At 64.9% G+C, this 19405-nt stretch carries 15 protein-coding genes; 11 read left to right on the forward strand and 4 right to left on the reverse strand.

Going from position 1 to position 19405, the window contains the following annotated elements; translation table 11 throughout:
• Positions 1–28: 28 nt before the first annotated feature.
• Complete coding sequence (gene gatB, locus QP996_RS06420) at positions 29–1531, forward strand: Asp-tRNA(Asn)/Glu-tRNA(Gln) amidotransferase subunit GatB (RefSeq protein WP_284871783.1); 1503 nt, start codon at positions 29–31, stop codon at positions 1529–1531.
• 292 nt (positions 1532–1823) lie between these two features.
• On the opposite strand, the gene QP996_RS06425 is transcribed toward gatB, so the two are convergent.
• The gene (locus tag QP996_RS06425) at positions 1824–3239 is read right to left on the reverse strand and encodes a YkvI family membrane protein (RefSeq protein ID WP_284871784.1); all 1416 of its coding nucleotides are present in this window, start codon (positions 3237–3239) and stop codon (positions 1824–1826) included.
• Between the two features lie 181 nt (positions 3240–3420).
• Between QP996_RS06425 and QP996_RS06430 the strand changes: the two genes are divergently transcribed.
• A complete protein-coding gene (locus QP996_RS06430; protein ID WP_284871785.1) occupies positions 3421–4293 on the forward strand; it encodes a DoxX family protein in 873 nt (290 codons plus the stop codon).
• Between the two features lie 8 nt (positions 4294–4301).
• Here QP996_RS06430 and ilvD read toward each other — a convergent pair whose 3' ends face one another.
• Both ilvD and QP996_RS06440 read right to left on the reverse strand, forming a co-directional pair.
• Positions 4302–6140 (reverse strand): dihydroxy-acid dehydratase, encoded by a 1839-nt coding sequence (gene ilvD, locus QP996_RS06435; protein WP_284871786.1) that lies wholly within the window; start codon positions 6138–6140, stop codon positions 4302–4304.
• Between the two features lie 5 nt (positions 6141–6145).
• Positions 6146–6682, reverse strand: coding sequence for a PH domain-containing protein (locus QP996_RS06440; protein WP_284871787.1), 537 nt, complete (start codon positions 6680–6682; stop codon positions 6146–6148).
• 313 nt (positions 6683–6995) lie between these two features.
• Here QP996_RS06440 and QP996_RS06445 point away from each other — a divergent pair, with 313 nt between their 5' ends.
• From QP996_RS06445 to ilvC, 3 genes are all read left to right on the forward strand, one after another.
• Positions 6996–8789 carry an acetolactate synthase large subunit gene (locus QP996_RS06445; protein ID WP_284871892.1) on the forward strand — a complete coding sequence of 598 codons (1794 nt, stop codon included), beginning with the start codon at positions 6996–6998 and terminating at the stop codon, positions 8787–8789.
• A gap of 2 nt (positions 8790–8791) precedes the next feature.
• A complete protein-coding gene (gene ilvN / locus QP996_RS06450) occupies positions 8792–9310 on the forward strand; it encodes an acetolactate synthase small subunit (RefSeq protein ID WP_284871788.1) in 519 nt (172 codons plus the stop codon).
• 73 nt (positions 9311–9383) lie between these two features.
• Entirely contained in the window at positions 9384–10400 is a 1017-nt protein-coding gene (gene ilvC, locus QP996_RS06455) for a ketol-acid reductoisomerase (RefSeq protein ID WP_284871790.1), read from the forward strand.
• A 130-nt stretch (positions 10401–10530) separates the two neighbouring features.
• Here the strand turns inward: ilvC and QP996_RS06460 are convergent, their stop codons facing one another.
• Positions 10531–11145: a hypothetical protein gene (locus QP996_RS06460; RefSeq protein ID WP_284871792.1), complete on the reverse strand. Its 615-nt coding sequence runs from the start codon at positions 11143–11145 to the stop codon at positions 10531–10533.
• A 269-nt stretch (positions 11146–11414) separates the two neighbouring features.
• Between QP996_RS06460 and QP996_RS06465 the strand changes: the two genes are divergently transcribed.
• Genes QP996_RS06465 through QP996_RS06490 form a run of 6 tightly spaced genes read left to right on the forward strand, consistent with a single transcriptional unit; the run spans position 11415 to position 19405 of the window.
• The gene (locus tag QP996_RS06465) at positions 11415–12311 is read left to right on the forward strand and encodes a cation diffusion facilitator family transporter (protein WP_284871793.1); all 897 of its coding nucleotides are present in this window, start codon (positions 11415–11417) and stop codon (positions 12309–12311) included.
• Between the two features lie 22 nt (positions 12312–12333).
• On the forward strand, positions 12334–14103 hold the full coding sequence (locus tag QP996_RS06470; RefSeq protein ID WP_284871794.1) for a DUF262 domain-containing protein: 1770 nt from the start codon (positions 12334–12336) through the stop codon (positions 14101–14103).
• Positions 14104–14961, forward strand: a complete 858-nt coding sequence (locus QP996_RS06475) for a hypothetical protein (RefSeq protein WP_284871795.1) — start codon at positions 14104–14106, stop codon at positions 14959–14961.
• A 60-nt stretch (positions 14962–15021) separates the two neighbouring features.
• Entirely contained in the window at positions 15022–16038 is a 1017-nt protein-coding gene (locus tag QP996_RS06480; protein ID WP_284871796.1) for a 3-isopropylmalate dehydrogenase, read from the forward strand.
• Between the two features lie 10 nt (positions 16039–16048).
• Positions 16049–17497, forward strand: a complete 1449-nt coding sequence (locus tag QP996_RS06485; RefSeq protein WP_284871799.1) for a cell wall-binding repeat-containing protein — start codon at positions 16049–16051, stop codon at positions 17495–17497.
• Between the two features lie 42 nt (positions 17498–17539).
• On the forward strand, positions 17540–19405 hold the full coding sequence (locus QP996_RS06490) for a DUF294 nucleotidyltransferase-like domain-containing protein (protein WP_284871801.1): 1866 nt from the start codon (positions 17540–17542) through the stop codon (positions 19403–19405).

Genomic DNA, 19405 nt, shown 5'->3' on the forward strand with positions numbered 1-19405 from the left:
CGCGGGGCGGGGCAGTAGACTGATGCGCATGACTGCGTACGACCTGATGGATTACGACGAAGTACTCGAAAAGTACGACCCGGTGATGGGCCTTGAGGTGCACGTCGAGCTCGCCACCGAGACGAAGATGTTCTCCACCTCCTCCGCCCACTTCGGCGCGGAGCCGAACACGAACATCGACCCGGTCTCGCTCGGGCTTCCCGGTGCGCTGCCGGTGGTCAACGCCAAGGGCGTGGAGTGGGCCATCAAGATCGGCCTGGCGCTGAACTGCAAGATCGCCGAGTCTTCGCGGTTCGCTCGTAAGAACTACTTCTACCCGGATCAGCCGAAGAACTACCAGATTTCTCAGTACGATGAGCCGATCGCCTACGACGGCTACCTGGACGTCGTGCTCGAGGACGGCACCGAGTGGCGCGTGGAAATCGAGCGCGCGCACATGGAGGAAGACACCGGCAAGCTCACCCACTTAGGCTCCGCCTCCGGCCGCATCACCGGTGCCACCGCGTCGCTGGTGGACTGCAACCGCGCGGGCATCCCGCTGATCGAGATCGTGACCAAGCCGATCATCGGCGCCGACGAGCGCGCACCAGAGGTGGCCAAGGCCTACGTCGGCGCACTGCGCGAGCTGGTCAAGGCCCTCGGCGTCTCCGACGCGCGCATGGACCAGGGCAGCATGCGTTGCGACGCCAACGTGTCCCTGCGCCCGGTTGGCCAGGAGGAATTCGGCACCCGCACCGAGACGAAGAACATTAACTCCTTGAAGTCTGTGGAGCAGGCCGTGCGCTTTGAGATGCAGCGCCAGGCCGCGGTCCTGCAGGACGGCGGGGAAGTTGTGCAGGAGACCCGCCACTACCAGGAGAAGGACGGCTCCACCTCCAAGGGCCGCCCGAAGGAAGAGGCGAGCGACTACCGCTACTTCAACGACCCGGACCTGCCGCCGGTGATTGCGAAGCCGGAGTGGGTCGAAGAGATCCGCGCGACCCTGCCGGAGCTGCCGTGGGTGCGCCGCGCACGCATCCAGGAGGAGTGGCAGCTGCCGGAGAAGGAGTTCCGCGACCTTGTCAACGCCGGCGCGCTGGACCTGATCGTGGACACCGTCGAGGCTGGCGCTACACCGGATGAGGCCCGCGCATGGTGGGTCTCCTACATCAACGGCAAGGCCAACGAGGCCGGCAAGGACCTCGACGCGCTCGGCGTCACCCCGGCCGACGTCGCTCGCGTGGTGGAGCTGGTTAAGGAAGGCAAGCTCACCACCAAGCTGGGCCGCCAGGCCATCGACGGCGTCATCGCCGGTGAGGGTGACGTGGACAAGGTCGTCGCGGACCGCGGCCTGGAGGTCGTGCGCGACGACGGCGCGATTGAGAAGGCCGTCGACGAGGCGCTGGCCGCCAACCCGGACATCGTGGAGAAGTACCGCGCCGGTAACAAGAAGGTCACCGGCGCGATCGTGGGTGCCGTGATGAAGGCGACCCAGGGCAAGGCTGATCCGGGCCAGGTCAACCAGCTCATCGCGAAGAAGCTCGCGGAGTAGCGCTCGACTGCATCGGCCGCTCCGGCCGCAAATGGTGAAAGGCAAGGGGTGAAGATCCGCAGATCCGCGGGGATTCACCACTTGCCTTTCACCATTTGTAAAGCAAGGGGTTGCCCTTGCCCATCACCTGACAGACCCCTAGTAAGCGATCCAGATTATGGCCCAAAACAGGGCTTTCTCTGGCTCCCTTACTAGGGGTCTGCGGTGGGTTAGTCCAAGGAAAACCCAGCAACGCAAAACCCCGGCCAACACACGTTGGCCGGGGCGGAGCGGGACGTCGTAAAGCGGTTGCTTACTTGCCCTGGGGCTTATCCTCAGGCTTGACGGCGGGGAACTCGCCGGTCTTGTACATCTCCTCGTACGCCTCCCACTGGATCTTCTCGTCCTGGGAATCCGGGGCGCCAGCGTAGGAGTCGGACTCGGGGTCGAGCGCCGGAACAGACTTGATGTCGAAGTCGCTGGAGGAATCGGCGTGCATATCCGCCGCGACCTCTTCCTGCACCGACTGCCACAGCTCGCTGCCGCCGACGTTGGAATCGGAGGTCAGCGAGTCGACCTCGCTGCGCTCCGCGCCGGTGAGGTCCGAGCTCTCAGGATCAAGCTGGCTGCCGGCGAGCTCGGCGAGGCGCTCGCGGCGGCCGGTCTCGTCCTGGATGTTCTTGCGGTCGCGGAACCAGGCGACACCCATGACGATGCCCAGCACCAGGCCGAGGTAGCCCAGGAGCGGGTAGACCCAGCCGACCAGGTCGGCGAAGCCGATGAAGGACAGGGCGAAGCCGACCAGGACCGCAATGGAGTAGTATACGCGGAACTTCCCTGGCTTATCGTGGCTCAGGCGGCGGCCGTTGGCGTAGAACATGCCGACGGCGGTGTTGTAGATCATTAGGTAGATGACAATGGACACGAACACGCCGACGGCCGGGTGCATGGAGTCGAAGACCATCAGCAGCGGCATATCGGCATCCATGACGTTTTCCATGTTGCAGAACAGGATGAAGGTCAGGATCAGCAGCAGCACGGCGAACATGATGCCGCCGAGCAGGCCACCCTTGCCTGCCTGTGCCGGGTTCATGTGGGAGCCAGCGAAGACGAGCATCATGGAGACATCCATGATCATCACCAAGGTGGCGTAGTTCAGCGCGGTGATCAGCCAGTTGCCGAACGTGCCCGACGCGCTCTGGTTGGTCTGTGCCAGTTCGTTGATGTGTCCGAAGTCGGACGGCATGTTCATCAGCGTGATCACGAACGCGATGAGCAAGCATGCGATCAGCAGCGGGGTGATGTAGGAGAAAACGCTGGTGAGCTTGTCAATGTCCAGCAGGCCGGAGAGCAACAGAAGCGCGGTCATGATTGTGGAACCAACCCAGGTGGGGAAGCCGAATTGCTGCTCCAGGTTGGCGCCTGCGCCGGCGACCATGACGAAGCCGATGCAAAACAGGGTGAACATCGTAGTGATGTCCATGTACTTCGAAAGCCACGGACGCGAGACACTCTTGAACACGGCGCTGTGGTCGTCGGCCAGGTAATAGGAGCCGAGCTGGTAGACCCAGCCACTGAATATGGCGATTGCGGCGCCAGCGACAGCCGCGCCGAGGATGCCCCAATATCCGAACGCGAGGAAGTACTGGATCACCTCCTGGCCGGAAGCGAAGCCCGCGCCGACGGTGAGGCCCACCAGCGCGAGGGCAACTTTGAATGTTTTACCCATAATTATCCTTAATGAAAGTTAATTAAAAAAGAGCGGCGCCGAGAGTAACACCGTTGGGGGGCCATTGCTAACCGACGACCAAAGGTTCCCGCACCCAACAGTGCAGCGCACAGGCTCGGATTTGCTGTTTCAACGGCGCGTTACCAAGGATCAGACAGTGCTTTCGCATACATTGATGAGCATGGCTAGTAACCCACGTGATCTCACGCCGAACGAACAAAATGACCTGACAAACCTGGATTCACCCGAGGTGCCGGAGTACACCGGCGGTGCAAAGTCTGCCAACGAAGGGCTATACACCCGAACCGGCAAGGCTGCCCCGACGGAGATTTTCCCGCGCGGCGAGCAGAACAACGGCCCGCTGATCCCGCAGTCCCCGGAAACCACCGCGTTTGAAAGCGCGAACGAGACGGTGGCGGTGGAGCGCGAGCCGGCCTATGCCGCGCCCGCGTACGCCACCGGCACTGCAGACACCGCCAGCACGGCTGACCCGGTCTACACCGAGACGACCGAGCCGGTTGTGGTGGAAGAGGAGACGCGCCGCGGCACCACGGACTTCGGTCTGTTCTTGATGCGCCTGTTCCTCGGCGCGTTCCTGATCATCGACTCTGTCGCAATTTTCTTCCGCCTCGGCGGCAACGAGGGCATCTCCGGTCTGGAGAGCGCCTTCGCGGATTACCCGTACGGCTCCGGCCTAGCCGTTGTGGTGCCCACCCTCGAGCTGGCTGCCGGCGTGTTCCTGGTGCTGGGTCTGCTCACCCCGGTTGCGGCGCTGGTCGCCATCGCCGTTTCCGGCTTTATGGCGCTCCACGCTTTTGTCACCCAGTCCGACGGCTTCAACGTGTTCGCCTGGACCCCGGAGACCTGGGTGCCGGTCATGCTGCTGGCCGCATCCCTGGTCGTGCAGTTCACCGGCCCGGGCCGCTACGGCATCGACGCGTCGCGCGGCTGGGCCAAGCGCCCGCTGGCTTCTAGCTGGATCTGCGCGCTGCTTGGCCTGGCGGCTGCCGGGCTGATGTGGTGGTTCGGCACCGGGGTCAACCCGGTCGCCTAACCCGCTGCCTAATCAACCTGGCGCACCGCGCCCTTGTCGGCGCTGGTTGCCATCTTCGCGTACGCGCGCAAAGCCTTCGATACCTCACGGACGCGGTTCGGCGTCCAGGGGTTGTCGGAGGCTTCCATCATTTCACGGCGCTTTTCCAGCTCTGCCTCGTCCACGTCGAGCTTCAGCTCGCGGTTGGACACGGAAATGGAGATGGTGTCGCCGTTTTCAATCAGGCCGATCAAACCGCCGGCCGCGGCTTCGGGGGAGATGTGGCCGATGGACAGCCCGGAGGTGCCGCCGGAGAAGCGCCCGTCCGTGATCAGCGCGCACTTTTTGCCTAGGCCGGCGCCCTTGAGGAAGGACGTCGGGTGCAGCATCTCCTGCATGCCCGGCCCGCCTGCGGGGCCTTCGTAGCGGATGACCACGACCTCGCCTTCGAGCACTTCGCGGTTGAGGATCATGGAAACCGCCTGCTCCTGTGAGTCCACCACTCTCGCGGGGCCAGTGAACTCCCACAGACCCTCTTCCACGCCGGCGGTTTTCAAGATCGCGCCGTCGGGGGCGAGGTTGCCGCGCAGCACCACCAGGCCGCCGTCAGAGGTGAACGGGTGCTCGACGTCGTGGATGACACCGTTTTTCGCATCCGTGTCCAGCTCGGCCCACCGCGCACTCTGGGAGAACGCCTTCGTGGTGCGCTCGCCGCCGGGCGCGGCGTGGTACAGCTCGAGCGCTTCCTCCGTCGCGGCCCCGCCGCGGATGTCCCAGTCGGAGAGCCATTCGCTTAACGACGGATACGCGATCGAGTGCACATCCGCATGCAGCAGGCCCGCGCGGTTGAGCTCGCCCAGAATCGCCGGGATGCCGCCAGCGCGGTGGACGTCTTCGACATGGGCCTCGCCGTTCGGTGCAACCTTGGACAGGCAGGGGATCTGGTGGGACAGCTCGTCGATGTCGTGCAGGTCGAAGTCGATCCCGCCCTCTTGGGCTGCGGCGAGGATGTGCAGGATGGTGTTGGTGGAGCCGCCCATGGCCATGTCCAGCGCCATGGCGTTGCGGAAGGCGTGCACGCTTGCCACGTTTCGCGGCAGGACGGATTCGTCGCCCTGGCCGTAGTAACGCTCGCACAGCTCCATGACGGTGCGGCCGGCCTTTTCAAACAGCTCGCGGCGTGCGGTGTGGGTGGCAAGTGTGGTGCCGTTGCCCGGCAGGGACAGGCCGAGCGCCTCGGTGAGGCAATTCATGGAGTTGGCGGTGAACATGCCGGAGCATGAACCGCAGGTGGGGCAGGCGTTGTTGGCGATAGCGTCGAGCTCGTCGTCGGAAACGTCGTTGTTGGCGGACAGGGCGATCGCGTCGATGAGGTCCGACTTCGGCTTGGTCACCCCGCCGACGGAGAACGCCTTGCCGGCCTCCATCGGGCCGCCGGAGACGAATACGGCCGGGATGTTCAGGCGCATCGCGGCGTTGAGCATGCCCGGGGTGATCTTGTCGCAGTTGGAGATACACACCATGGCGTCGACGGTGTGGGCGTTGACCATGTACTCCACCGAGTCGGTGATGATTTCGCGCGACGGCAGGGAGTACAGCATGCCGGAATGTCCCATGGCGATACCGTCGTCGACGGCGATGGTGTTGAACTCCTTGGGCACGCCGCCGGCGGCGCGAACGGCGTCCGCGACGATGTCGCCGACCTCTTTCAGGTGCACGTGCCCCGGAACGAATTGGGTGTAGGAATTCACGATCGCCACGATCGGCTTGCCAAACTCGTTTTCGCCGGTGCCGGTGGCGCGCCACAGTGCGCGGGCGCCGGCGGCCTGGCGGCCGATGGTGGTGACGCGTGAGCGAAGTGGAATCACGGTAATTACTCCTTATTGTCTGGGGCGGACGGGCGCGGGCCCGGCAAGTCCGGGTGTTCGGCGACGTAGGCGTCGTACTCCTCGCGGGAAAGCAGCACCTTGTGGCCGCCCTTGTCGATGATTTCGTACTTGCCGTCGGCGGCCTCCTGCGCGGCGGTAATCACGTCGGTGATGCGGCCGTTGGAAGCCTCGGCCAAGTCGGGCAGGGAATTGAAGGTCACGCCGGGCAGCGGGTGCTCGGTGCCATCGACGGTGACGGCATTGACGGCCGAGCCCTTGAACGCGAGGCCTTTCAGGTCGCGCCAAGACAGGGTGACGTTCTTGCGCACGAGGTACTTGGCGGTGATGCCGCGCTCGTCCACGGTTGTGGAGGAGGCGAGCACCCACGCCAGCCAGATGGCGGGGAAGATCAGCAGCCAGGCCAGGTACTTCGGCGCCCAGAGGATGCCCATCAGGGCGATGCCGGTGGCGAGCACGATGGCGAGGATGTGCTCGCGCGTCGGCTTGAAAACGTGCTGGGGGTGCTCCGGCGTGTCAGTCATAGTTGGGGATGGTAGTCACCTTTGGAACGTCGATAGGCAATGGCCCGCAATTTAAATACTTGAATAAAAACCCTCAAGATGTTGCGTGGGCCACTACAGTACTTAACCGTGATCAACGAGCGACTTGTAATTATTCTCTCCCGGCGGCGCTTGCCGTAGCGGGTGCGTTTTACACGCCGCTCACACACCAAGCGCCCTCGAGAGCACATCGCTCGCCGGGGGCTTTTGTTGTATGAGATCGCGATTGACAAGCAGAGTCGAGCTAACAAGGAGCCTTCACGTGGCAGCTGCAGAGAAAAGAAAGCCCGAACGTATGACGGGTGCGGACGCCGTCGTGCGTAGCCTTGAGGAACTGGGCACCGAGATCGTATTCGGCCTGCCCGGTGGTGCAGTGCTCCCGCTGTACGACGCGCTGTTCCGCGCCGAGAAACTGCGCCACGTGCTCGTGCGCCACGAGCAGGGCGCAGGCCACGCTGCGGAAGGCTACGCGGTGGCGTCCGGAAACGTGGGCGTGTGCATCGCCACGTCCGGCCCGGGTGCGACAAACCTGGTCACCCCGATCGCGGATGCCTACCTGGATTCCGTGCCGATGGTGGCCATCACCGGCCAGGTTGGTTCGCCGCTGCTGGGCACCGACGCGTTCCAGGAGGCGGACATCCGCGGCGTGACCATGCCGATTACCAAGCACAACCTCATGGTGACCAAGGCTGAGGAGATCCCCAGCGCGATCGCAGCGGCCTTCCATATCGCCTCCACTGGCCGCCCCGGCCCGGTGCTGGTGGACATCCCGAAAGACGTGCAGAACGCGGAGATCGAGTTCACCTGGCCGCCGAAGGTGGACCTGCCGGGCTATAAGCCGAATACCAAGCCGCACAACCGGCAGATCGCGCAGGCCGCGAAGATGATTTCCAAGGCGAAGCGCCCGGTGCTCTACATTGGCGGCGGCGTGGTCAAGTCCGGCGCGCACAAGCAGCTCGCTGAGTTCGTGGAAGCTACCGGGATCCCGGTGGTGACCACCCTGATGGCGCTTGGGACTTTTCCGCACGACCACCCGCTCTACCTGGGCATGCCGGGCATGCACGGCACCGTGCCGGCGGTGGGCGCGTTCCAGGAGTCCGACTTGCTCATCGCGATCGGCGCGCGTTTCGACGACCGCGTCACCGGCGACACCGACACCTTCGCTCCGCACGCGAAGGTCATCCACGCCGACATCGACCCTGCAGAGGTAGGCAAGATCCGCCCGGTGGATGTGCCAATCGTCGGCGATGCGAAACGGGTGCTGTCTGAGCTCACCGACTACTTCGGGGAAAAAGACAAGGTCAAAGCCCCCAGCATCGAGCCGTGGATTGCCCGCCTGATGGATCTGAAGGAGCGTTTCCCGCGCGGCTACGAGCCGCACACCGACGGCACGCTGCCACCCCAGTACGTGCTGGAGACGCTGTCCAAGATCGCCGGTCCTGATGCGATCTACGTCTCTGGCGTGGGCCAGCACCAGATGTGGGCCGCCCAGTTCATCGACTACGACAAGCCGCGCCACTGGATCAACTCCGGCGGCGCGGGCACCATGGGCTTTTCCATCCCGGCAGCGATGGGCGCCAAGGCGGCGATGCCGGACAAGGAAGTCTGGGCCATCGACGGCGACGGCTGCTTCCAGATGACCAACCAGGAGATCACCACCGCCGCCCTCGAGGGATTCCCCATCAAGGTGGCCTTGATCAACAACGGCAACCTGGGCATGGTGCGCCAGTGGCAGACCCTGTTTTACGACGGGCATTATTCGCACACCAAGCTCGGCGGCGAGGTCTACGTCCCGGACTTTGTAAAGTTGTCCGAGGCACTTGGCGCGGTGTCGTTCCGCGTCACCTCCGCGGACGAGGTGGAGGAGGCGATACAGCGTGCCCGCGAGATCAACGACCGCCCGGTGGTGGTCGAGTTTGTTGTCGGCGAGGACGCGCAGGTGTGGCCGATGATCGCGGCCGGCACCTCTAACTCCGACATCGAGTACGCGCGCGGCATGCGCCCGTTCTTCGGCGAGGAGGAGTCTGCGGCGGAGACGCCGGAGGCCATCAACGACACCATCGAAGCGCTCGAGCAGGAGGGAAACTAACCATGGCACAGCCCGAACAGATCACACGCCACACACTGTCGGTGCTCGTCGACGACGTTGACGGCATCATCACCCGCGTCACCGCGCTGTTTACCCGCCGCGGCTACAACCTGGTCTCCCTTGTCTCGGCGAAGACGGCGAAGGAGGGCATCAACCGCCTCACCGTCGTCGTGGACGCCACGCCCCATGCCGTGGAGCAGATCACCAAGCAGCTGTACAAGCTCATCCAGGTGCACAAGGTGCTCGAGCTTGACGACGCCACGTCTGTCGGCCGCCAGCTACTCCTGGTGAAGGTCAACGCGGACAACCTGACCCGCCCGCAGGTGGTGGACGCCGCCAACCTGTTCCGCGCGCGCGTGATCGACGTGGCGGTGGACTCCGTGATTATTGAGGCCACCGGCAACTCCGCAAAGCTCAAGGCGTTCCTTGAGGTGATGGACACCTTCGGGATCCGCGAGTTGGCGCGTTCCGGCTCGGTGGCGCTATCGCGCGGATCCAAGACGATGGCGAAGTCAGAGTAAATCTTAAAAACCCGAGACGGTTGTGTCATAATGTGAAATGACCGTCTCACAGAATGAAGGAAGTGACGTACACATGGCAATCGACGTGCTTTACGACAACGACGCAGACCTGTCCCTGATCCAGGGCAAGAAGGTCGCCATCATCGGCTACGGCTCCCAGGGCCACGCCCACGCGCAGAACCTGCGCGAATCCGGCGTTGAGGTGGTCGTCGGCCTGCGAGAAGGCTCCAAGTCCGCCGACAAGGCGCGCGAGGCCGGATTCGAGGTCAAGACCAACGCGGAGGCCGCTGAGTGGGCCGACGTGATCATGCTGCTGGCCCCGGACACCTCCCAGGCCCAGATCTTCACCGAGGATATCGAGCCGAACCTCAAGGACGGCGACGCGCTGTTCTTCGGCCATGGCCTGAACATCCACTTCGACCTGATCAAGCCTGCGGACAACATCACCGTCGCCATGGTCGCGCCGAAGGGCCCGGGCCACCTGGTCCGCCGCACCTTCGCAGACGGCAAGGGCGTGCCGGCGCTGATCGCAGTGGAGCAGGACCCGCAGGGCAACGGTAAGGAACTCGCCCTGTCCTACGCCGCGGCAATCGGCGGCGCCCGCGCAGGTGTCATCCCGACCACTTTCGAAGCTGAGACCGTCACCGACCTGTTCGGCGAGCAGGCCGTGCTTTGCGGCGGCCTGGAGGACCTGATCATGTCCGGCTTCGAGGTGCTGACCGAGGCAGGCTACGAACCGGAGATGGCGTACTTCGAGTGCCTGCACGAGATGAAGTTGATCGTGGACCTGATCTACGAAGGCGGCCTGGCCAACATGAACTACTCCATCTCCGACACCGCGGAGTTCGGCGGCTACCTCTCCGGTCCGCGCGTCATCGACGCAGGCGCAAAGGACCGCATGCGCGAGATCCTGAAGGACATCCAGGACGGCACCTTCACCAAGCGCCTCGTTGCCAACGTCGAAGGTGGCAACAAGGAGCTGGAGGACCTGCGCGCGAAGGTCTCCGAACACCCGATTGAAAAGACCGGCGAAGAGCTGCGCGACATGATGAGCTGGGTCAAGAATCCGCTCACCGACACCGCTCGCTAAACAGGCAGCGACCACGCGGCGGAGGCCTGAGGTCTCCGCCGCGTTTTTCGTGTGCGATCCCGCAGCGGTCCCGCACGAGAAAACCCCGCCCTCCCAATTTGGGAGACGCGGGGTAAAGGGTTGTTAGCGACTAGTTGGTCGCCTCAGCCTCAGCCTCAGCGCCCTCCGGTGCGAGGGTCTCGGTGATCTCGTCGACGATGTTGGTTTCGGTGACCGTCTCGTCTGCAGGCTCGCCAGCGCCCTCAGTTGCGGACTCTTCCGCGTCGGTTGCTGCGGACTCTGCAGCGTCACCCTCGACGGTGGTGGTCTCGGAGACAACCTCGGTTGCGGCGGTGGTGGTGGAGGTGGCGGTTTCGCCCTCACCGTTGTCGCCGGAGAACAGGGACCACAGCAGCCACAGCAGCAGCAGTGCGACCAGGAGGCCCAGCAGCCACTTCCACCAGCCGCCGCCGCTGTTGGACTCCTCAGTCACCGCGGTGGAACCTGCGGTGGAGCGGGCCGGGGTAGCGGCGGTGCGCTCGGTGGTGGTGCGCTCAACGCGGACATCCTTGTCCGGCTCAACGTTGGTGCGGTCGACGTTGACGTCCTTAACACGGTCGGCGCCCTCGACGTCGCCGCGGCCACGCACGTCGTTCAGCTTGTCCTGGCCGAGGTTTTTCGCGTCCTGGGCCTTGTCCTTGCCGAAGTCCTTAGCGTCGTTGGCGAAGTCCTTCGGGTTGCGCTTCGGGTCGATGGGGTTGTTCATTGTAAATTCCTTTCGTGCTAACACAAGTGCTGGCATAACGTTTCCGTCGGACGCAAGGCTGTACCAGCATCCGCGGTGAACGACCGCCCACTGTAACAAAACTTTCGCAAGCACCGCGGGAAAATATGTGCTAGACGTCTCATTTCATCCGGTGTTTTCCCAGGACTCCCCGGGTGGCGGGGCGCAAAAGGAATAGTTTTCAATAAGTTGTCATTAAGCGAAAAGGTGCATACCGTAGGTCATCGAGAGGCAATGTGAAAGGGACCGAAATGCACGATCACCACAACCACAACCACGACCACGCCCACGGCGCTCCGAGACGCGCGCTCGCAGTCGCACTGGCGATCACCGGCACGGTTTTCGTCGCGGAAGTTGTCGGCGGATTGCTCTCTGGGTCGATGGCTCTACTCGCGGACGCGATGCACATGCTTTCCGACGCCGCGGGGCTGATCATCTCCCTTCTCGCCATCATCGTCGGACAAAAGGCCGCTTCCGCAACCGCGACGTACGGCTACCGGCGCGTGGAAGTGCTCGCTGCACTGATCAACGCTGCCACTGTGCTGGCAATTTCCATCTGGATCGTGGTCGAGGCGGTGCGCAGGTTGCGCGACCCGCAACCGGTGGAAACAGGACCGATGATGGTCATCGCGATGATTGGCCTGATCGCGAACGTTGCTTCGGCATGGGTGCTCTCGCGCCACCGGGAGGGCTCGATCAACGTGCAGGGCGCGTACTTACACGTGCTGGTGGATATGTTCGGCTCCGTCGCAGTGCTGGTGGCTGGCGCGGTGATTGCGTGGACCGGGTTTACCGGTGCTGACGTGGTTGCCTCCCTGGTTATTGCGGCACTGGTGCTGCCGCGGGCTTGGCAGCTGATGGTGCGCTCGGCCCGGGTGATGCTCGAACACGTCCCGGCGGGGTTCGATGCGGACGAAGTGGAGCGCGCACTACGGCAGGTCGAAGGGGCGACGGATACGCACGACCTGCACCTGTGGTCGCTGGACGGGGTGAGCGTATTAGCCACGGTGCACGTGGTGGCGGGCCCCAGGGTGGACCGCGACCAGCTGCTGGACCGGGTGCAGGACACGCTGGCGCACCTTGGGGTGGAGCACGCGACGGTGCAGATTGAACCTCCTGAGCACATCGGTCACGAGAAGGTGTGCTGAAACTGCACTACGCTTGGGAGACATGGGTTTCACCACGCCGAGCTACTCACTCAAAGACCTGTTTTCCCGCGCGGGGCGGGGAGAGCTGCAGCTGCCTGACTTTCAGCGGGAGTACCTATGGGACGTCGACAGGGTTCGCACCCTGGTGACTTCCGTGCTGCGCGGCTACCCGGTGGGCTCGTTCCTCGCCCTGGATACGCGCAACACGGAGCAGCGTTTCAAGCCGCGCCCGCTCGAAGGTGTAGCGGTGGAAGGCGTCGCCCCCGGGCTGTTGCTTCTGGACGGACAGCAGCGCCTGACCTCGCTCTACCAGGCGTTCAAGAACGACGGCGAGGTCCACACCGTGGACTACCTGGGCCGGCCGATCCGCCGGCGCTTCATGGTGGACGTGCGCGTAGCGGTGTCCGCAGACCCGATGCCAGTGGAGGCGCTATTCGCGGTGGATGAGCAGGGCCAGGTGCGCTCCCACTTCGGGCCGGACGTCGACGGTGCGTTGAATTCACGCGAGGCCTATATAAATAACGGTGTCATTCCGGTAAGCATGCTGCTGTGGACCGAGGGCAACGACTTGCTTGTGGACATGGTCGCGAGCACCGAAGACGAGCAGCTGCGCGACGCGGTCAAGCACTTTGTCAACCAAGTGATGCGTGGGCTTCCGGCGTACGACGTGCCGGTGATCCGCGTGGACCGCGAAACCACGCAGGCGGGCGTTGGTCAGATCTTCGCGTTCGCCAACTCTGCCGGCGTGCAGATGGACGTTTTCGAGCTGCTCACGGCGGTGTTCGCCTCCGAGGACCCGTCGTTTGTGCTGGCGGAGAACTGGCGGGATACGGAGCACAAGCTGCGCGAGCACCCCGTGCTGGACAGCGTGGGGCGAGTGGAGTTTCTGCGCGCGCTGTCGCTGCTGCTGACCAGTAGGAGGGGCTCCGCGCGGGGCCACCGCGGCGACATCCTGGACATTTCGCTGGAGCAGTACCGGGCGCACGCAGGCGAAATGCTGGACGGTTTCCTCGCCGCGGCGAGGTTTTTGGAGGAGCGCCGCGTCGTTTACGCGGACCAGGTGCCGTATCCAGCCCAGCTGATCCCGCTCGCGGTGATCCTGGCGCGCCTGGCTGAGGATTCGGGCGCACTCGAGCGCGAAGGTGCGGCCGACCGGCTCAACCGCTGGTTCTGGTGCGGTGTGTTCGGCGAGCTGTACGGTGCTCACGCGCCCACCATCCGCATTGGCTTGGACGTGACTGAGGTGACGCCGTGGGTGCGTGGAGATACAGACGAGCTGCCCCGCACGGTGGCCGAGGCGCGATTTTTTGAGTCCCGCCTGCGCACAGCCGGCCCGGACAGCGGCATCTACCGCGGCCTGTACTCGCTGCTCATGGCCCGCGGCGCACGTGATTGGCGCACCGCGGAGCTGTTTACCGCGGAGACGGTGGAGCAGCTGCAGCCCCGCTTCCGCCAGGTGTTCCCGACGGAATACCTGGCCGTCACCGGTGCGCTGGAGAAGGACCCGCAGCTGGTTGATTCGGTACTGAACCGCACGCCGATGGGCCGGCGCACCGACGTGGTCATTGAGCGCAACGAGCCGAAGCGCTACCTGCCCCGGCTGCAGTCGAAGTCCCTGCTGGAAGACGACGAGTTCGACGCCATGCTTGACGGCCACGAGATGGATCCAGAACTCCTTCTGGCCTCTGACTGGGAGGGCTTCGTGGCTGACAGGCGCGAGCGTTTCGTGGGCATAATCGAGTACGCCATGGACCGTGCCGCCGAGCGCGACTGGGAGCCGGGCGAGGCGTAAGTGGCAAAAGCGAACACCGTCGTGGGCGTGGCCGCAGTCCTCGCCGCCTCCGCGATGCTGACGTCCTGTGCTCCCGAGGCGCAGTTGAGTCCGCTCGAGCGCGCCCGCGGCGTGAACCAATCCAAGCACGCGGGGAAGCTGTTCGCGGGCGAGCCGGAGGTCGTCGATGACGTCCTCGGCATCAAAACCACCAAGCTGTTCTTCCCGACGTCTGAGACGCTTGTGCTCAGCGACACGTCCGTCGAAGCGCAGCTGCGCGCGGCGTCCATCGCGGTCACCACGAACGCGCCGATGATGGTGTACGACCCCACCCGTCACGCCGAGTACGTGCAGATGATTGCGGATATGCGCACTGTGAACGTGCTCACTGTGGGAGACGTGGCCATTGCGCCGTCGAAAGGTGCGGTGAGCGTGCAGCGCGACCCTGGCGGGCTGCGGGCGTTAGAACAGATGACTGCGCTGCGCTACCGGGAGCGCACCGTCGCCACGCCGCAGGAGGCGGTGCGTGAGGTTTCCAGCCTGCACCAGCGCGAGCCGATGTGGCTGCGCGCTCAATGGGCGGACCCGTCGGTGTTGCCCGCGGCGAATCCGGAACCCTTCCCCATTCAGTCCCGCCGCGATGCCAACATGGCACCGCGGGTGGTTGCCACCTGGGAGTCCTCCATCCCGTCAGTGGCAAACGCGCGTAGCTACGGAGCGGATGTGACCGTTGTGCCGTTGGCGGATCCGCGCAAGAGCGAGCAGACCCTGTTCGCCATGGCTGGGCTGGCTGAGCGCCCGTTGGTGGCGCTGGGGAGCCAGTTCGGCACCTCCGCTCAGTTGATCGATCGGATCCGGGAGGCGGAAGCGGCCTACTAGCGTGGCGCGAGGTGATAGTCTGAGGCTGTTTTCTACTATGTGAGAAGAGGGTTTCAGAATATGAAAATTGCAGTGCTCGCTGGCGACGGCATCGGACAGGAAGTCATGGCGGAAGGACTCAAGGTCCTGCGCACCGTGCGCGACGACGTGGAGACCACCGATTTCGACCTCGGCGCCCGACGCTACCTGCGAAACGGGGAGCTGCTCACGGATGCGGACCTTGACTCGCTGAAGGAACACGACGCAATCCTGCTCGGCGCCATCGGTGACCCGGAGCGCGTGCCGGCCGGCGTACTCGAGCGCGGCCTGCTGCTGCCGCTGCGTTTCAAGCTGGACCACTACGTCAACCTGCGCCCGTCGCGGCTGTACCCGTCGTCGGTGAGCCCGCTGGCCAACCCCGGCGACATCGACTTCGTGGTGGTGCGCGAGGGCACCGAGGGACTCTACGCCGGCAACGGTGGCACCTTGCGCCAGGGCACCGAGCAAGAAGTCGCCTGCGAGGTGTCCCAGAACACCCACCACGGTGTCGCCCGCGTGGTGCGCTACGCGTTTGAGCTGGCAATGACCCGCCGCAAGAAGCTCACCCTGGTGCACAAGACCAACGTGCTGGTCAACGCAGGTGGGCTGTGGCAGAGCGTCGTCGACGAGGTGGCGGCCGAGTTCCCTGAGGTTGAGGTGGACTACAACCACATCGACGCCGCGACGATTTACATGGTCCAGGACCCACAGCGCTACGACGTCATCGTCACCGACAACCTCTTCGGCGACATCCTCACTGACCTCGCCGGCGCCGTCGCCGGGGGTGTGGGCCTTGCAAGCTCCGGCAACATCAACGCCGCCAAGGAGTTCCCCTCCATGTTCGAGCCGGTGCACGGCTCCGCACCGGACATCGCTGGCCAGGGCATTGCGGATCCCACCGCGATGATCTTGTCGGTGGCGATGATGCTTCGCTTCCTCGGCGACGAGGACAACGCCGCACGCATCGAGGAAGCCGTCGAGCGCGACGTGGCCTCCCGCGGTGATACGAAGGTGCGAACCGCCGAAGTGGGTGACAGGATCGCCGCCGCCCTGAAGTAGGGTTGTGCGCATGCATGTGACCCGCACGATCCCCGCCGTTTTGACCGCAACCGCACTGGTGCTGACCAGCTGCAGCAGCACGGAAGGCGGGATTGCGCAGCCGGAAGTCCTTGAAACCAATGGTGACGAGGTAATCCAGGACGCCGACGGCACCGGTGTAGAGGTCTCGCAGCGCCTCTTTGATTCCTCCGAGACCGTGGTGGTCTCCGCCAAGGAGCGCGACCAGCAGCTCAAGGCAGCGGCGATTGCGGTCAAGCTCGGGGCGCCGATGCTCGTGCGTCTCGACGGCACCGATGCCGCCGTCGACGCCGAAGTCGAGCGCCTGGGCGCCACACGTGTGATCAACGTGCCGGGCGAGGAAGAGGACGCCGAGGCGGTCGCTTCCGCGGATCCGGCCAGCGATGCCGCGGCCATTGCCGCGCTGGAGCCGGAGAACCCGAGCGAACTGACCATGCCGCCGGTGTTCACCACAGCGCTGTCCTCGCGTGCGTCTGTGGCCACCGCGCGTGCGGCCGGCGCCGAGGTGCAGGTGCTGGCGGCGCCGGATCCGCGCGCCACGTCGGACAGCATGCGCACCGTCACCGAGCAGGACACCCTCGCGTTGGGGCGCCAGTGGGGCGACACCGAGAACTTCCAGGCCCGTGCGGCGCTGGCGGAAAACGGCGAGCTGCCGGGCGGCGGCGGTCTGGTGTTCCCGGGCCGTCGCATGGTGGCGCTCTACGGGCACCCCTACGGCCCGGACTTGGGTGTGATGGGGGAGCAGGACCCGGCGGCAGCGGTGGAGTTGGCGAAGAAATATGCGGAGGACTACCAGCCGTTTAGCGAGGCCCCAGTCATCCCCGCATTCGAAGTCATCGCCACGGTTGCCTCTGGCGGCCCGGGCGACGACGGCAACTACTCCAACGAAACGCCGATGGAGGACCTCGTACCCTACGTCGACGCGATTGTGGACGCCGGCGGCTACGCCGTGATCGATCTCCAACCCGGCCAAGGCAGCTTCCTGGAGCAGGCCAAGCTGTACGAGGAGCTGCTCAAGCGCCCGAACGTCGGCCTGGCGCTGGACGCCGAGTGGAAGCTCAACCCGGGCGAGCAACCGTTGTCGCGCATCGGCAGCGCCACCTCGGGCGAGATTAACGAAGTGGCGGACTGGCTCGCGCAGCTCGTACGGGACAATAACCTGCCGCAGAAGGCGATGATCCTGCACCAGTTCAACGTGGCCATGTACCCGGACCGCGAAAACGTCGTCACCGGCCAGCCGGAGCTCGCCTGGGTCCTGCACGCCGACGGCCACGGCGGCCCGGAGCAGAAGTTCGACACTTGGAACGTGCTGCGCGAGGGTCTAGACCCGAACTTCTTCATGGCGTGGAAGAACTTCTTCGACGAGGATTTCCCGACGTTTACCCCGGAGCAGACCTACCGCGACGTCAATCCGCGTCCGTGGTTTGTTAGCTACCAGTAGAAACCGCTGATATCGGGCCCGGCGGCAAGATAATCTTGCTCCATGAGTGTGGAGCTTGATGAGGTCTACGGTTTCCTCGCCCAGCATGAGCCGTTTTCGACGCTGCCCGAGGACACCCTTCGCGCGCTTCCCGCGCAGATGGGCATCACTTATGTCCGCCGCGGACAGGCCGTGGTGGAGGTGGGCCAGCCCAACGACACGCTGTATGTCATCCGCTCCGGTGCAGTAGACATCGTCAGCGAGGACAACCTCCTGCTGGACCGGCGCGAAGCCGGGTTGAACTTCGGCTACTCCACGTTGGTGGGCGAACGCGAGTCCGCCTATCTCATGCAGGCGGTGGAAGACAGCATTCTGCTCATGCTCCCGCGGCAGGTGTTCCTCGAGCTGCTGGGACAGTTTCCGGACATGGGCCGGTTCTTCCAAACCGCTTCGCGGCGTGTGCGGGCCGCCGCCGACGAGGTACGCGATGGCGGCGCTACCGACGTGCTGCGCACCCCGCTGCACGAGATTTTCGCCGGGCGCGAGCCGGTCACGCGGGAGCAGCACGTGAGCATCGCCGATGCTGCCTGCGCGATGGGCGAGGAGGGCATCAGCAGCCTGATCATCACCGACGGGCAGGATATTGTCGGCATCATCACCGACGCCGACATGCGTTCGCGCGTGGTCGCCGGCGGCGTGGACACGTCCAGGCCTGTGGCGGAAGTGATGACCAGCCCCGTGCGCACCATCGCGCCCAACGCGCTCGTGTTCGAGGCGATGCTGACCATGAGCGAGCTGGGCATCCACCACCTGCCGGTCGCCGGCCAGGGCCAGGTGGCGGGCGTGGTCACTGCCGCGGACATCATGCGCCAGTTGCAGGCGGACCCGATCTACTTGGCGGCGGACGTGGCGCAGGCCTCGCTGGATGAGCTGGACGGTGCCTACCGGGACGCGGCGCGGGTCGCGGTGCGGTTTTTCGAGCGCGGCGCCTCGGCTGCAGAGACGCAACGGCTGCTCACCTCGATTGCGGATGCGGTGGCGAAAAGGTTGGGCACTTTAGCCGTCGAGAAGCTTGGGCCTCCGCCTGTGCCCTTCGCATTTGTTGCGGCGGGCTCGCAGGCGCGAGGGGAGATGGGGCCGGCGAGCGACCAAGACAACGCGCTCGTGCTCGCGGATTCCTACGACGCCGCGCATCACGGTGAGTACTTCGCGGAGCTCAGCGCGTTTGTTTGCGAGGGGCTCGCCCGCGCCGGCCAGGCGTTGTGCCCGGGCGACATGATGGCCTCTTCGCCGCAGTGGCGGATGACGGAAAGCGAGTGGGGCCGCACGTTCCACGGCTGGGTTACCGCGCCGAAACCGGACGCGTTGCTGCATGCGCAGGTGTTCTTTGACTTCCGCGCCGTCTTCGGGTTCGGCGACGGCTGGCAAGACATGGCCGCGCGGGTGCGCTCTGGCGCGCTGGCGTCCGCGCATGGCTCGCGCCGACTGCACACCCACCTGGCCGCGCTGGCCACGTTCCGCGAGCCGCCGGTGGGCTTCTTCCGTGGGTTTGTGCTCGAGCGCAGCGGCGATTACGCCCACACCCTGGACATCAAGCGCGGCGGCACCGCGGCGGTAGTGCAGATGGCGCGGCTGTACGCCATCGCGGCCGGGGTGGATGAGGTGGACACCATCGGGCGCTTAGGCGGTGCCGCCGGTGGGCCGGTTTCGGCGAAGGGTGCGGCGGATCTGTTGGACGCCTACGAGTACCTCGCCAACCTGGCCATGCGGCACCAAGCCAAGCAGGTGCGTGCGGGTGAGGCGCCGAACTACCGCATCGACCCGAAGCAGCTGCCCGAGCGTGACCGCGCGGCACTGCGGGATGCGTTCGGGGTGATCAAGTCGCTGCAAAACGCGCTTTCCACCGCGTACCCAACCAGGGCGGTGTGA

Source organism: Corynebacterium sp. MSK008 (assembly GCF_030232585.1).
Taxonomy (GTDB): domain Bacteria; phylum Actinomycetota; class Actinomycetes; order Mycobacteriales; family Mycobacteriaceae; genus Corynebacterium.

What these genes read in the sequence shown, in the direction of transcription:
- QP996_RS06445 (WP_284871892.1), top strand. Translation starts at nt 6,996, where the DNA reads ATGACGGGTGCGGACGCCGTCGTGCGTAGCCTTGAGGAACTGGGCACC.
- QP996_RS06425 (WP_284871784.1), bottom strand. Translation starts at nt 3,239, where the DNA reads ATGGGTAAAACATTCAAAGTTGCCCTCGCGCTGGTGGGCCTCACCGTC.
- QP996_RS06430 (WP_284871785.1), top strand. Translation starts at nt 3,421, where the DNA reads ATGGCTAGTAACCCACGTGATCTCACGCCGAACGAACAAAATGACCTG.
- gatB (WP_284871783.1), top strand. Translation starts at nt 29, where the DNA reads ATGACTGCGTACGACCTGATGGATTACGACGAAGTACTCGAAAAGTAC.
- ilvN (WP_284871788.1), top strand. Translation starts at nt 8,792, where the DNA reads ATGGCACAGCCCGAACAGATCACACGCCACACACTGTCGGTGCTCGTC.
- QP996_RS06480 (WP_284871796.1), top strand. Translation starts at nt 15,022, where the DNA reads ATGAAAATTGCAGTGCTCGCTGGCGACGGCATCGGACAGGAAGTCATG.
- QP996_RS06485 (WP_284871799.1), top strand. Translation starts at nt 16,049, where the DNA reads ATGCATGTGACCCGCACGATCCCCGCCGTTTTGACCGCAACCGCACTG.
- QP996_RS06440 (WP_284871787.1), bottom strand. Translation starts at nt 6,682, where the DNA reads ATGACTGACACGCCGGAGCACCCCCAGCACGTTTTCAAGCCGACGCGC.
- QP996_RS06465 (WP_284871793.1), top strand. Translation starts at nt 11,415, where the DNA reads ATGCACGATCACCACAACCACAACCACGACCACGCCCACGGCGCTCCG.
- QP996_RS06490 (WP_284871801.1), top strand. Translation starts at nt 17,540, where the DNA reads ATGAGTGTGGAGCTTGATGAGGTCTACGGTTTCCTCGCCCAGCATGAG.
- QP996_RS06470 (WP_284871794.1), top strand. Translation starts at nt 12,334, where the DNA reads ATGGGTTTCACCACGCCGAGCTACTCACTCAAAGACCTGTTTTCCCGC.
- ilvC (WP_284871790.1), top strand. Translation starts at nt 9,384, where the DNA reads ATGGCAATCGACGTGCTTTACGACAACGACGCAGACCTGTCCCTGATC.
- QP996_RS06460 (WP_284871792.1), bottom strand. Translation starts at nt 11,145, where the DNA reads ATGAACAACCCCATCGACCCGAAGCGCAACCCGAAGGACTTCGCCAAC.